Annotated in this window: 6 protein-coding genes; 4 read left to right on the top strand and 2 right to left on the bottom strand. The window is 60.5% G+C overall.

Annotated features, from left to right (window positions below; translation table 11 throughout):
• The first annotated feature begins 82 nt into the window (after positions 1 to 82).
• Positions 83 to 1,260 (top strand): IS3 family transposase gene (locus tag IPP03_07820; GenBank protein MBL0352553.1). Its coding sequence is split into 2 segments (ribosomal slippage): positions 83 to 335 and positions 335 to 1,260, totalling 1,179 coding nucleotides; the frame shifts between segments, so codons are not numbered across the junction.
• Here IPP03_07820 and IPP03_07815 read toward each other — a convergent pair.
• Together IPP03_07815 and IPP03_07810 are read right to left on the bottom strand one after the other, a co-directional pair.
• A complete protein-coding gene (locus IPP03_07815; protein ID MBL0352552.1) occupies positions 1,226 to 3,010 on the bottom strand; it encodes a hypothetical protein in 1,785 nt (594 codons plus the stop codon). The two genes, IPP03_07820 and IPP03_07815, sit on opposite strands and share 35 nt — an antisense overlap.
• A complete protein-coding gene (locus IPP03_07810; protein ID MBL0352551.1) occupies positions 2,923 to 3,201 on the bottom strand; it encodes a hypothetical protein in 279 nt (92 codons plus the stop codon). The genes IPP03_07815 and IPP03_07810 overlap by 88 nt, the downstream gene beginning before the upstream one ends.
• Positions 3,202 to 3,295: 94 nt before the next feature.
• On the opposite strand from IPP03_07810, the gene IPP03_07805 reads away from it, so the two are divergent.
• The 3 genes from IPP03_07805 to IPP03_07795 all read left to right on the top strand — a co-directional run bounded on the left by IPP03_07805 (position 3,296) and on the right by IPP03_07795 (position 14,713).
• Positions 3,296 to 4,267, top strand: coding sequence for an IS110 family transposase (locus tag IPP03_07805; GenBank protein ID MBL0352550.1), 972 nt, complete (start codon positions 3,296 to 3,298; stop codon positions 4,265 to 4,267).
• 447 nt (positions 4,268 to 4,714) lie between these two features.
• Positions 4,715 to 5,842, top strand: a complete 1,128-nt coding sequence (locus tag IPP03_07800; protein ID MBL0352549.1) for an ISAs1 family transposase — start codon at positions 4,715 to 4,717, stop codon at positions 5,840 to 5,842.
• 255 nt (positions 5,843 to 6,097) lie between these two features.
• Positions 6,098 to 14,713, top strand: a complete 8,616-nt coding sequence (locus IPP03_07795) for a cyclic beta 1-2 glucan synthetase (protein ID MBL0352548.1) — start codon at positions 6,098 to 6,100, stop codon at positions 14,711 to 14,713.
• Positions 14,714 to 14,749 lie beyond the last annotated feature (36 nt).

Here is a 14,749-nt window from a genome sequence, read left to right as displayed (position 1 = left end):
TGCCAGGATTGAGAATGAGCTTCCCCCGGAAATTAGTCTGCCAAGGGTGACCTAAAATTGAGTCACTTTTGGAAGGCCTGAAATGAAGATACCGAAGCAGGCCTACACGACCGAGTTCAAGGAACTGGCGGTCAAGCGGGTGAAGGATGGTCAGAGCATCAGTCGCGTGATCAAGGAACTTGGTCTGGGCGACCAGACGTTGCGTAACTGGGTAAAATCGTCAGCAGAAGGCAGACTCAGAGGCGTAGGAAACCGAGAGGTGACGCCCGAGGAAATGGAGATCTCCCGGCTGCGAGCGGAGAACCTGCGGCTCAAACGGGAGAACGAAATCCTAAAAAAAGCGACGGCGTACTTCGCAAGGGATGTCCTGTGAAGTACGCCTGGATTGCCGAACAAGGCTTGCGCTACCCGCTCGTTGATCTGTGTGAGGTGCTCGATGTCAGCGTCAGCGGTTATCGCGCCTGGAGGCGCGGCGGTCGGCCGGATCGCAAGCGACTGACCGATCTCCAGATGCTGGCACTCATTCGTGCCATTCATGCTGAGATCAGGGGTGCCTACGGCAGTCCGCGCATGGTCCGAGAACTGCGGAGCCGGGGCTTCCCAGCCAGCAAGGGGCGGGTTGAACGGCTGATGCGTGAAAACAGCATTCATGCCCGCCACAAGCGGCGCTACAAGGTCACCACAGACTCGAAGCACGGCTTGCCAGTTGCTGACAATTTGCTCGACAGAAACTTCACACCAGCGGCCCCGAATCAGCTCTGGACGTCTGATATTACCTACCTGTGGACCGACGCAGGCTGGCTGTATCTGGCCATCGTGCTCGACCTGTTCAACCGCGAAGTCGTGGGCTGGTCGCTGAAGCCGCGCATGACGGCAGATATCGTGACGGATGCGCTGACCATGGCCTGGTTCCGCAAGCGTCCTGCAGCGGGATTGATGCACCACTCGGACCGAGGTAGCCAGTACGCCAGCCATGCGTTTCAGGACAAGCTCAGGGCTTACGGCATGATCTGCTCGATGAGTCGCAAAGGAAACTGCTGGGATAACGCGCCGACGGAAAGCTGGTTCAACAGCTTCAAAAACGAGTGGGTGCATGGCATTCGCTACGCCAGTCACGCCGACATGAAGGCCACCAGCTTCGAGTACATTGAGGTGTTTTACAACCGGAAACGACAGCACTCGACGCTCGGTTACCAATCACCAATTCAGTTCCTTGAAAACTGGCTCAGTGAGCAACATCAGCAAAAACTGGTAGCATGAAATCCACCCTTTGGCAGACGAAATACAGAGGGAAGCTCAGTTCTGTCGGTGTCTCCATTTCGCCCGGAGGGCGGTTCTTGATGGGCACGAAGCCCTGGTTGGGTGACGCCACGGTGCAGACTTCGGGTGGGGCGATGCGCACATAGTAGCCTTCCACGCCCGTCTGGTGCGCGAGCGGCGTCCCGCTGACGTAGGTCCAGCGCTCGACGTAGTCGTTCCAGACATCGGCCGTATCGCGCAAATAGGCGGCGACATCCGGCTCGCTGCACGCGTCGGCCATCTCGGCCGCGACCAGCAATGCCGCGATGACAACCGCCAGCGTGAACGGCGAATAGCCGGCATCCTCCTCCCAACGATCCTGCTGCGTGACGGGTCCATTGCGTACCAGGAAGCTCGCCGCGCGGCGAGCCATCGGCCACAAGCCATGCAAATCCTGCTCGGAGAGCGCACCTTCCCGGTGCGCCAGATCGACCAGAAGGATCGGAAACGCTGCTTCGTCCATCTGGATGCCGTTCCAGTACGGCGTGCCGTCGAGCCACATGTTCTGCGGCCAGTGCCCGTCGGCTTCCTGGGTGGTCTGCAGGTAGCGCAGCACGCTGCGCACGTTGTCATGCGCGCCGGCGGCGAGCAGCGCACCGGCCGATTCCACCAGGTCGCGTGGCCAGGCCAGATGGTAGCCACCCAGGTCGTCATCGCTCTTGGTGAAGCCCCACGGGAACGAAAGACTGGCGATCAGCCCGCCGGGGATGCGCTTCGACTCGTGCGTGCGCAGCACCATCATGCTGGTGCGGTAGGCGTCGTATGCGCTTGCCGGATCTTCATCGGCGATGTGCAGGCAGTCTCGCTGCCATTCTTGCCATTCGCACACGTAGGCGGTCTGCGCCGCCTCGAAGCCTTGGTTGAAGCTTGCCAGCGCGCGATGGCCGGCCTCGGCCGGGTTGTTGCCGAAGCCTACCGTCAGCACGAAGCTACCGGAGCAGGCTTGCAGATCGACTTCGCCGATGAGCGCGACGTTGCCGTTCTCGGCGCGGGCATACTCCCAACGCATGCGCCGGTGGCGCACGAGATCCTGCCAGCCGTCGCTACGCCCGACGAAACCCACGGAGCGCCTGTGCCACGGCGCGGAGCACGCGATCGCCAAGGCGAAGTTCGCGCGCTGCGCGAACAACATCGGCACGCCTTTGTAGTCGTCGAGCCAAGCGCTGTTGCCCCATCCACGGTTGCCCATGTGCGGTGCAGCAAGAACGTAGAGGCGATAGTCGTCGAGCTCGCCGGCGAGCGGGACGAAGCGTGTGCGCTGCAGCAGCGCATCGCGCGCCGGATCGGCGAGAATTTCCTTTTCGATGCGGTAGCGCCCGGCGTCACAGGCGTTGATCAGCCGGTAAAGCGGCACGCCTTCGAAAGGGTAGCTGACCTGTGAATGCGCGTGGCGCTTCTCCTCGGAGAAAAAATCGCGGCCGTCGGTGACGATCAGCCCGATGTCGCGGGTGCAGGGCGAGTCGAGGCGCGGATAGTAGATCTCGTTCAGGATGCCGTGGCTGAGCGTGAACCAGACGCGGCTCGCTGCGCTGAGCGACGTACCGACCCCCGTTTTGGCGCTCGAAGTCCAACGCGGCTCGCTACCAGGCCAGCCGGGGGCATATGCGGCTTTTACGGAATCGCTCACTGCCTGCTCACAGTGCTCAGTCCAACCGGAACAGCATCGGCGGAGTCTTTGCACGCGCAATCTCGATCGACCTGCCGCTCGCATCCAGCCGTACAGGAAGACGGCACGATGCGCTCGGCCCAGGCGGCGAAGGTTTCCACGAACTTCCTGATGAATTCACACATGTTGTCATTGTTCAACTTTTCGCTCGCCCGGTCCAGTGAGCCCAGGGCAATCGCATGAATGCCAATGTTGTGAACACATTGAAATAGTCGTTTACGATCAACGGGTTGCAAAGGGGACTAAAGGGATGGTCGCCCCTCCCAGAAACGGCATCAACATGCCAAAGTGGCGATAGCAATATTCCACTGAGGGAGAGGAGCGACCGAGATGAAGATTACGACAGTTGGCATTGATCTGGCGAAACAGGTTTTTCAGGTTCATGGCGTTGATGAACGGGGCAAGGTGGTACTCAAGAAGCAATTGAAGCGCGATCAGGTATTGCCGTTTTTTGCCAATTTCCAGTCCTGCCTGATCGGCATGGAAGCCTGTGGTGGCGCTCATTTTTGGGTGAACAAACTGCAGGCGATGGGCCATACGGTGAAACTGATGGCTCCGCAGTTTGTGAAGCCGTATGTAAAAAACAATAAGAATGATGTAGCCGACGCCGAGGCAATTTGTGAGGCGGCGGGTCGGCCAAACATACGTTTTGTGCCAATCAAGACCGGCGAGCAGCAGGCCGTTCTGGCACTGCATCGCGCCCGCCAAGGCTTCGTCAAGGCGAGAACAGCTCAGGCCAACCAGATTCGTGGTCTGGCCGAATACGGCATCATCATCCCACAAGGCATTGGGTACATCGGTAAGCGCCTACCTGAGGTTCTGGAGGATGGTGAGAATGGGTTGCCAGGCATGTTTCGCCAACTACTTGCACGCCTTGGTGACCACCTCAAAGAGTTGGACCGGCAGGTTCATGAGTTGGAAATACAAATCCAAGCGTGGCACCGGGAGAGCGTGGCGAGTAGAAAGTTAGCGCAGATTCCCGGCATTGGTCCGATCACGGCAAGCGCCCTGGTGGCATCGATCGGCAATGCGCGGAACTTTGAGAATGGCCGACAACTGGCGGCTTGGTTGGGGCTGGTGCCACGACAGAATTCCAGCGGCGGCAAGCAAACACTGTTGGGCATCAGCAAACGTGGCGACACGTATCTGCGGACCCTGCTGATCCACGGAGCTCGAGCCGTAATCCGTGTTGCCGAGCGCAAAGCAGCCTATACCGGAAGTTGGCTCGCAGAGGTTATGGGGCGACGTCACAAAAACGTGGCTGCGGTGGCACAGGTCAACAAGAACGCTCGAATTGTTTGAGCACTCTTGGCCCACGAGCGAGACTACGAACCCTGCTATGGATCGGCGGCATGAATACGGGTTATCCACCGTGCCGCTGCCCTACGGTCTAAAAGGACCTTCGGCTATCGGCCCCGTGGATAACCCTGCAAGGTAGCAATACAACGGCAGCAAACTTCAAGGAGAACCACCGATTGCACAGGCAATCATGACGTGATGGCGAGACAGGTCAGACCGGGATCGGTGAATGCTGCCAGGAACTTCGTACTTCGGGTACTGGAGGCTGTTGAGCGACCGATCTGCATATTCCATCAGGGACAGAGGCTGTGGCCTCGATCAAAGTCCGGATCTATGGCTGCAATCTCCACCTGTTGAACGTCACGGACTGAAGGCTTGGCAAACGAGGGGCGACCATCTATGTTCACAGCCCCTTGATTTGTGTAGTTTCCTGGCTTTTTGGGGTAGCCCATGGAAACAGGAAACAAGTTGCGACTGGCCGATGTCTTTGTGTCGATCCGCGACCCGAGGCAGCGACGGAAGTTTGAGCATGATCTGGTGGCGCTTCTGGTGGTGGCGGTCAACGCGGTACGGGTTGGAGCCGATACCTTTGTGGAGATCGAACGGTGGGCGAACGAGAAGCTGGACTGGTTGCGTCAGTATCTGAAGCTGGAGAAGGGCGTTCCGTCGCATGACACGTTCGGACGCCTGTTCGGTTTGATCGATCCGGATGAATTCGAAGTGGCATTTCGCCGCTGGGTGGGCGCCATCCTTCCGGCCCTTGGGGCGGACAGGGTGGTCGCCATCGACGGCAAGACCAGTCGCCGCTCGGGTAAGGTCGATGGCACGCCGTTGCATCTGGTCAGTGCCTTCGCCGTCGATGCGGGACTGGTGCTTGGGCAACGTGCCACACCAGAGAAGTCGAATGAGAAGACGGCGATTCCGGAACTGCTGGCGACGCTGGCGCTCAAGGGCTGCATCGTGACCATCGATGCGATGGGCACTCAGGCCAATATCGCCCAGGCTATTCGTGCGCGGGGTGCCGATTACATTCTTGCCGTGAAAGAGAACCAGCCGACACTGGCCGATTCGATGCGTGACTTCTTCAGCCAATTCATGGCGGCACCGGAGCATACTCCACACACGCTCACCGAATCGCTTGAAAAGGATCACGGTCGGCTGGAAACCCGGCGCTGTTTTGCGTTCCATCATCTGGACTGCCTGGCCAGGCCGGCGCAATGGCTCGACCTGAAATCCTTTGCCGTCATCGAATCGGAACGTTACATCAAGGGCAAGACGTCCTTCGAGCGCCGCTTCTACATCAGCAGCCCGCCCGCCCATGCCGAACGACTGGCCCGCTCGGTGCGCGCTCATTGGACCGTCGAGAATCGCTTGCACTGGTGCATGGATGTCGCCTTCGCCGACGACCGGATGCGCGCTCGTACCGGACATGCGGCTCACAACCTCGCCCTTCTCAAGCACATTACGCTCAATCTCTTTCGCCTTGACCCCATCAAGCAAAAGGGCAGCATCAAGGCGCGGCATCTTATCGCTGCGACTTCCGGCTACTATCGCTCCAAACTTCTGGGTCTTGTATAGGATTCATGCGATTGCCCTGCATCGGTGTGTCAGCGCACATACGCCAAACAGGATTCGGTGTAGGCTAACGATAGTGCTGTTAAGGATCGCCGGGATTAGGCAGCAGACATGGAGATCTGAACATTGACGACTGGCTTCAAGACCTTGCAGACTGCCCTGCATCACCTGACCCGGCGACGCCAGGTTAATGTCCTGGAACAAGAACTCGCTTACGCCGAACCGCCCTTGCGCGCCGAATTGTTCAGCGCCGACCAGATGGAGCGGCACGGCACGACGCTGGCCGAACTGCACAAGATACAAGCGACACATGGCCCTGACAAGTTGCTGGCCCGTCTGGAAAAGAACGAAGATGCACTACTCGCCGGGTATGAAGTGTTGCGCGAAGCGGCCCGGGAAAAGCGTAGGATCGCGCCAGCCGGCGAATGGCTGCTGGATAATTTTTTCCTGATCGAAGAACAGATCCGCACGGCCCGTCGCCATTTCCCCAAGGGCTACAGTCGCGAGTTGCCCATCTTGTCCAACGGCAATTCGGCCGGCCTGCCGCGCGTGTACGACATCGCGCTCGCCGCTATCGCCCACGGTGATGGCCGTGTCGATGCTGAAAGCCTTTACCGTTTCGTCGCCGCTTACCAGAAGCTGGCCGATCTCAAGCTCGGCGAGTTGTGGGCCATCCCGATCATGCTGCGCCTGGCGCTGATCGAAAACCTGCGCCGGGTCAGTACCCGCGTTGCAGCCGGTATGATCGACCGCAACGCGGCCAACATTTGGGCCGACCAGATGATCGACGCCGCCGAGAATGACCCGAAAAACCTTATCCTGGTCATTGCCGACATGGCACGGGCCAATCCGCCGCTGGTCAATTCCTTCGTCGCCGAACTGGCGCGCCGCCTGCAAGGGCACAGTTCGGCACTGGCCTTGCCACTCACCTGGATCGAGCAGCGCCTGTCCGAATCCGGCCAGACCATCGAGCAGCTGGTCCAGTCGGAAACCCAGAGCCAGGCGGCCAACCAGGTGTCGATCAGCAACAGCATTGGCAGCCTGCGCCTGCTCGGCGCCATGGATTGGCGTGAATTCGTTGAAACGACGAGTACCGTCGACCAGAAGTTGCGCGAAGATCCTAACGACATATACAGCCACATGGATTTCGCAACCCGCGACCGCTACCGGCACGTCATCGAAAAGCTGGCCCAGCAGAGCCCCCTGTCCGAATGCGAAGTTGCCCGCAAGGCCATCCAGTTGACGCACGAGGCGGTTGGCGGCGAGCAGCCACGCGCCTCGCATGTCGGCTACTACCTGATCGACGCCGGGCTGGCGCAACTGACCCAGGCAGCCGAAGTCCGGCCATCCTTGGGTGATCTCGTCCACCGGCTGGGTGCCGGCGCACCGCTAACGCTCTATCTCGGCGCGATTGCCCTGCTTATGGCAGTTTTTGTTAGCGGCCTGATCACCCTCGCTCACAGCGACGGCCTCACTCACTGGCTGCTGGCACTGCTCGTCGCCCCGGCCCTGCTCGGCGCCAGCCAACTGGCAGTGACGCTGGTGAACTGGCTGGCGACCTTGTTCGTCATGCCGCACCCCCTGCCGCGCATGGATTTTGCCAAGGGCATTGCGCCGCAGGCACGCACGCTGGTGGTCGTCCCGACTATGCTGACCAGCCCGCAAGGCATCGATGATCTGGTCGAGGCGTTGGAAGTCCGCTTCCTCGCCAACCGTGACACCTGCCTGCATTTCGGTCTGCTTACCGATTTTCGTGATGCCGGCACGGCCGAGCAACCAGAAGACGATGACTTGCTGCAGCGCGCCGCGGCACGCATCGATGCGCTCAATCTCAAGTATGCTGGCAGTACACACAACCTGTTTTTCCTGTTTCACCGGCCGCGGCGCTGGAATCCACAGGAAGCTGTCTGGATGGGCTACGAGCGCAAGCGAGGCAAGCTCGGCGACCTCAATGCGCTGATTCGGTTGGGCAGCCAGGAGGCCTTCGCGCTGATCGTCGGCAAAACCACCATTTTGCGCAATGTCCGCTACGTCATCACGCTCGATACCGACACCCAGTTGCCGCGCGATTCGGCGCGCGCCTTTGTGGCGACCATCGCCCACCCACTGAACCAGCCGCACTACGACGCGGCCCGGCAAATGGTCACCGCCGGCTACGGCATCCTGCAGCCGCGCATGGCGGTCACCCTGCCGAGCACCAATCGCTCGCGCTATGCCCGGCTGTGCGGCAGCGAGCCCGGCATTGACCCTTACACCCAGGCCGTTTCTGACGTTTACCAGGATGTCTTCGGCGAAGGCTCATTCATCGGCAAGGGCATCTACGACGTCGAGGCCTTCGAGGAATCACTGAAGGATCGCTTTCCGGAAAACCGCATTCTCAGCCATGACCTGCTCGAAGGCTGCTATGCCCGGGCCGGCCTGCTCAGCGACGTGCAACTCTACGAAGACTACCCGGCCCGTTACAGTGCCGATGTCGCCCGCCGTTACCGCTGGATACGTGGCGACTGGCAGGTCGCCAGCTGGCTGCTGCCACGGGTGCCCGGGACCGGCGGCCAGCGCCAGAAAAATCTGCTGTCCAGGCTGTCGCAATGGAAGCTGCTCGACAACCTGCGGCGCAGCCTGGTCCCGGCCAATTTCATTTTTCTGCTTTTTTTCGGGTTGACCGTAGCGCCCTCATTCCTGGGTTGGACAGCGGCGATCATCGGCATTTTGCTGCTGCCTATCGTCGCCATCTTCAGCCTCGATCTGTTTCGCCGCGCCAAGGAAATTCCGCTCGGGCAGCACCTGCTCAACGTTTTCAATTCGCTTGGCCGGCAACTGGCGCTGGCCGCCTTCAATCTCGCCTGCCTGCCCTACGAGGCCTACTACAGCCTCGACGCCATCCTGCGCACCACCTGGCGCCTGTTGTTCAGCCACCAGCGCCTGCTCGAATGGAACCCGTCCGGCGAACTGCAACGCGAGGTCGACAGCAGGCGCGCCCGCCATCCCGATCCCGGCGGCATCGCCGACCTGATCCATACCTACGGCACCCTCTGGCCAGCCCCGCTGCTTGCCGCGCTCACCGCACTCATTCTCGCCGCCGAGCGGCCTGCCGCACTGCTCGTTGCTTCGCCTATCCTGCTCCTCTGGCTCAGCGCGCCGCTCATTGCGTGGTGGATCAGCCGGCCGCTGACGCAACGTCGGGTTGCCCTGGCGCCTGGCCAGACCCAATTCCTTCAGTTGCTCGCGCGCAAGACCTGGGGCTTTTTCGAGACCTTCGTCAACGCCCGCGACAACTGGCTGCCGCCGGACAATTATCAGGAACACCCGGTCGCCACCATCGCCCACCGCACCTCGCCAACCAACATGGGGCTAGCCCTGCTGGCCAATTTGTCGGCCTGCGACTTTGGCTATATTTCTGCCGGCAAGCTGATCGAGCGGACGACCCAGACGCTGCAAACCATGCTCAAACTGGAGCGCTACCGAGGGCATTTCTACAACTGGTACGACACGCTCACGCTGCTCCCTTTGCACCCGCTCTACGTTTCTTCGGTGGACAGCGGCAATCTCTCGGGGCACTTGCTGACCCTGCGCCCCGGCTTGCTTGGCTTGAGCGATCAAAAAATCATCGGCTCAAGAACATTTTCCGGTATCGGCGACACCATGGCCGCCCTGCGCGAAGCGGCGTCCGAGCACAGTTCGACAGAAATCTCCCGCCTGCAGCGCAACGTCGAATCGGCCCAGGATGCCCGCCCCGCCACTGTGCTCGCCGCCTGGTCCTGGCTGGAACAGCTGACGACTTCAGCACAGGCGCTGGTCGACACCGTAGGTGACAACGCTTTGGCCAATTCGGAAGACTTGGCCACATCCTTGCACAGCTGGGCGCAAGCCATGCTCCGGCAATGTCGCGATGCTCGCAACGAACTTGATTTCCTCGTTCCCTGGGCCCATCTCCCGGCCGATACCGAGGGTTTGAATGATTTGCCGGGAGCGACCTCGATCCCGACCTTGCGCGAATTGGCCAACCCGCTCACGCCGACTATCCACCCCGAACTAGCATCCCTTCTCGAACTGGCCAGCGAGCGGGCCAGCCAGCGCGTCGTCGCTATCGACCGGTTGGCGCAACAAGTTGGCGAGCTTGCCAACGTCGATTACGACTTCCTCTATGACCACAGCCGCCATCTGTTTACCGTCGGCCACAACGTCGAGCAACGGCGTTGTGACACCGGCAACTATGACCTGCTGGCCTCCGAAGCTCGCCTCGCCAGCTTCGTGGCCATTGCCCAAGGCGCGGTACCCCAGGAAAGCTGGTTCGCCCTCGGGCGCCTGCTGACGACGGCTGGTGGCGAACCGATCCTGCTCTCATGGAGCGGTTCGATGTTCGAGTACCTGATGCCGCTGCTGGTCATGCCAACCTACGAAAACACGTTGTTGCACCAGACCTGCCAGGCGGCAGTCAAACGCCAGATCGCCTATGGCAAGCAGCGCGGTGTGCCGTGGGGCATGTCCGAATCCGGCTATAACGCCGTCGATGCCCGCCTCAATTACCAATACCGCGCCTTTGGCGTACCCGGCCTCGGCATCAAGCGGGGTCTGACCGAAGATCTGGTCATCGCCCCTTACGCTTCCGCGCTGGCCCTGATGGTGCAGCCCAACGCGGCCTGCGAAAACCTTCAAAGACTGACTACTGAAGGCTTCCAGGGTGATTTTGGCATGTACGAGGCAATCGACTACACGCCGGCTCGCCTGCCACGCGGCCAGAGCAACGCCGTGATCCGCTCCTACATGGCCCACCACCAGGGCATGACCCTGCTTTCGTTGGCCTATTTGCTGCACGACCGACCGATGCAAAAACGCTTCGAGTCCGATCCGCTGTTCCAGGCCACCACCTTGCTGTTGCAGGAGCGCGTGCCCAATGTCGCCGCCTTCCATGTTCACACCGCTGAGCTATCGCTGATTCGCACCACCGCAACCGGCCCCGAAATGCCGATACGCGTGCTGCGCAGCGCCGACACACCGAGCCCGGAAATCCAACTGCTGTCAAATGGTCGCTATCACGTCATGGTTAGCAATGCTGGCGGCGGCTACAGCCGCTGGAAGGACATTGCCGTGACCCGCTGGCGCGAGGATGGCACCTGCGACAACCGGGGTAGCTTCTGCTATCTGCGCGATGTAGCCAGCGGCGAGTTCTGGTCGATGGCCCATCAACCCACGCTCAAGATCGCCGATACCTATGAAGCAATCTTCTCCGAGGCGCGCGCCGAGTTCCGCCGCCTGGACCTCGGCTATGATACACACACCGAAATCGTCGTTTCACCGGAAGACGATATCGAACTGCGCCGGATCAGCCTGACCAACCGTGCGCGCACCCGGCGCAGCATTGAAATCACCAGCTATGCCGAAGTGGTACTCGCCCCGGCGGCTGCCGACGCGCTACATCCGGCTTTCAGCAATCTGTTCGTGCAGACCGAGATCATCCCGGATCGCCTGGCGATACTCTGCAACCGCCGGCCACGTGCCGTCGGCGACCCGGTGCCGTGGATGTTCCATTTGATGGTAGTACACGGCACGCCGGCTGAGGCAGTTTCCTATGAAACGGATCGCCAGCAGTTCATCGGCCGTACCCTGGGGCTGGAGTCGCCCCAGGCAATGCTGGATGCCGGCATGCTCTCGGGCAGCCAGGGATCGGTCCTCGACCCGATTGTCGCCATCCGTAAACGAATCACGCTGGCGCCGGACGAAACGGTAACTATCGACATGGTCACCGGCATCGCTGACAACCGAGAAATGGCCCTCGGCCTGCTCGACAAATACCGCGACCGCAATCTCGCCGATCGCGTCTTTGAACTGGCCTGGACGCACAACTGGGTGAACCTGCAGCAGATCAACGCCAGCGAAGCCGATGCGCAACTGTTCAATCGCCTGGCCGGCTCAGTGATTTACGCCAATCCGCTACTTCGCGCTGAGGCCAGTATCCTGGCCAGCAACCGGCGGAGCCAGTCTGGCCTCTGGGGCTATGCCATCTCCGGCGACCTGCCCATTGTCCTGCTGCAGATCAGCGACGTGGTCAATCTCGACCTCGTCCGCCAGCTTGTCCAGGCCCATGCCTACTGGCGCCTCAAGGGTCTGACGGTCGATCTGGTGATCTGGAACGAGGACCATGCCGGTTACCGCCAAATATTGCAGGAACAGATACTCGGCCTGATCGCAGCGGGCATCGAAGGCAATCTGACCGACCGTCCGGGCGGTATTTTCGTCCGGGTCGCCGAGCAGATATCGAGCGAAGACCGTATCCTGTTTCAGACCGTGGCTCGTGTCATCATCAGCGACAGTCGAGGTTTGCTCATTGACCAGATTAACCGGCGCAGCGCGAAAGACATCCGCGATGCCCTGCTCCCCAAACTCTTGCCGCGCCGCACGTGGCGACCGGAAGCTCACCCGGGATCGGTCCTGCCGCGCACCGACCTGCAGTTTTACAACGGCCATGGCGGATTCACCGGCGATGGTCGCGAATACATCATTACTACTGCCCCTGATCTGACAACACCGATGCCCTGGGTGAACGTCATTGCCAATTCCCATTTCGGCACGGTGATTTCGGAAAGCGGTAGCGCCTACACCTGGAGCGAAAATGCCCACGAGTTCCGCTTTACACCATGGAGCGACGACCCGGTCAGCGATGTTTCGGGTGAGGCCTTCTATCTGCGCGATGAGGAAAGCGGCCATTTCTGGTCGCCGACACCACTGCCTTGCGGCGGCAAGACAGTTTATGTCAGTCGTCATGGTTTCGGCTACAGCGTTTTTGAACATCAAGAGGACGGCATCCAGTCGACCCTTAGCATCCACGTCGATACCGAAGCAGCAATCAAATTCTCGACTTTAAAAATACGCAATATTTCCGGTCGACCGCGACAATTGTCCGTTACCGGCTACGTCGAATGGGTGCTCGGCGATTTGCGGGCCAAATCAGCCATGCACGTTGTCACCGAAATCGATCCGACGAGCGGATCGATCTTTGCCCACAACCCTTACAGCCTTGAATTCGTCGATCGCATCGCCTTCTTCGACGCCGACGAAGTAGGCCGTAATAACAAGGTCAGCGTCACCGGCGATCGCCGTGAATTCATCGGCCGCAACGGCACGCTGCGCAAGCCGGCCGCCATGGGCCGAGCCAAACTGTCCAATCAACTGGGGGCTGGCCTCGATCCCTGCGCTGCCATACAAATACCTTTTGCTCTGAGGCTCGACGAAGAACGTGAGATTGTTTTCAGGCTCGGTGCCCGCGGCCGCCGCGGCTCCGATGCCGGCGGCGCCTTCCAGAGCCGGCGCGGCGCCGTCGCCGCCAGGAAATCGATCGAAGGCGTTTATGCCTACTGGCAGCAAACACTCGGTGTCATCCAGGTAGACACGCCCGACCCGGCGCTTAACGTGCTGGCCAACGGCTGGTTGCTCTACCAGACGCTGGCTTGCCGTTTCTGGGCACGCAGCGGCTTTTATCAATCCGGCGGCGCCTTCGGTTTCCGCGATCAACTGCAGGACAGCATGGCCCTGCTTCATGCCGAACCTGCACTGGTCCGCGCCCATTTGCTGTGCAGTGCCGCCCGGCAGTTTGCCGAAGGCGATGTCCAGCACTGGTGGCATCCACCAGCCGGGCGCGGCGTGCGCACGCATTGCTCTGACGATTTTCTCTGGCTGCCGCTGGCTGTCTGCCGCTATGTTGAGCACAGCGGCGACACCGGGGTGCTCGACGAGTCGGCGTATTTCATCGAAGGACGAGCGCTTAGTCCAGAAATTGATTCGTACTACGACCTGCCTGTGCGCTCGGCCAGCAGCGCCACGCTTTACCAGCACTGTCAACAAGCCATCCTGCACGGTTTGCGCTTCGGCGCGCACGGTCTGCCGCTAATCGGTTCGGGCGACTGGAACGACGGGATGAATCTGGTCGGTATGCAGGGCAAGGGTGAAAGCGTCTGGCTGGGATTCTTCCTGTATGACGTGCTACCGCGCTTTGCCGAGCTGGCGAGAGGCCACAACGACCGCTCCTTTGCCGATCGCTGTCACAGCGAAGCCGATCAGCTGCGCCGCAACCTCGAACAACACAGCTGGGACGGCGAATGGTATCGCCGCGCCTGGTTCGACGACGGCACACCGCTCGGCTCAGCCGAAAATGCCGAATGCCGGATCGATTCCATCGCGCAAAGCTGGGCGACGCTCTCCGGCGCTGGCGACAATGTTCGAGTCCGCACGGCGATGGCTGCGCTCGATAGCCATCTGGTCGATCGCCAGCACGGACTGATCAAGCTGCTTGTCCCGCCTTTCGACAAATCGGACCTCAATCCGGGCTACATCAAGGGCTACGTTCCGGGCATCCGTGAAAACGGCGGGCAATACACGCACGGCGCTATCTGGGCGGCGATGGCCTATGCCAAACTGGGTGATCGGCAACGCGCCTGGGAACTGTTCGGCATGATCAACCCGGTCAATCACGGCAACTCTACCGCATCCATCAGCACCTACAAGGTCGAACCATACGTCATGGCGGCCGACGTCTACGCCGTGGCACCCCATACCGGGCGCGGCGGTTGGACCTGGTACACCGGCTCGGCCGGCTGGATGTACCGGCTAACCATCGAATCCCTGCTCGGCCTGCAGGTCGTCGCCGGAAAAATGCGCTTCCAGCCCTGTCTACCGCAACATTGGTCCGGATTTACATTGCGCTATCGCTACCGGGAAACCTTCTACATGATCACTGTAAGCCAGACCCATGACGCGGAACCGCCAATGACCGTCAGGGTCGACGGCATTGCCCAGCAGCCGCCCGAAATCAATCTGGTGGATGATCGCCAGGAACATATTGTCGAAGTTCACCTACCCGGAAATCCATCATCAACGTAACCAGAAAACTACGCCCACTGGGCCAGAGCCTCTGGT

This window comes from Candidatus Dechloromonas phosphoritropha, assembly GCA_016722705.1.
Lineage (GTDB): Bacteria > Pseudomonadota > Gammaproteobacteria > Burkholderiales > Rhodocyclaceae > Azonexus > Azonexus phosphoritrophus.
This window is presented reverse-complemented; position numbering and strand designations above follow the sequence as displayed.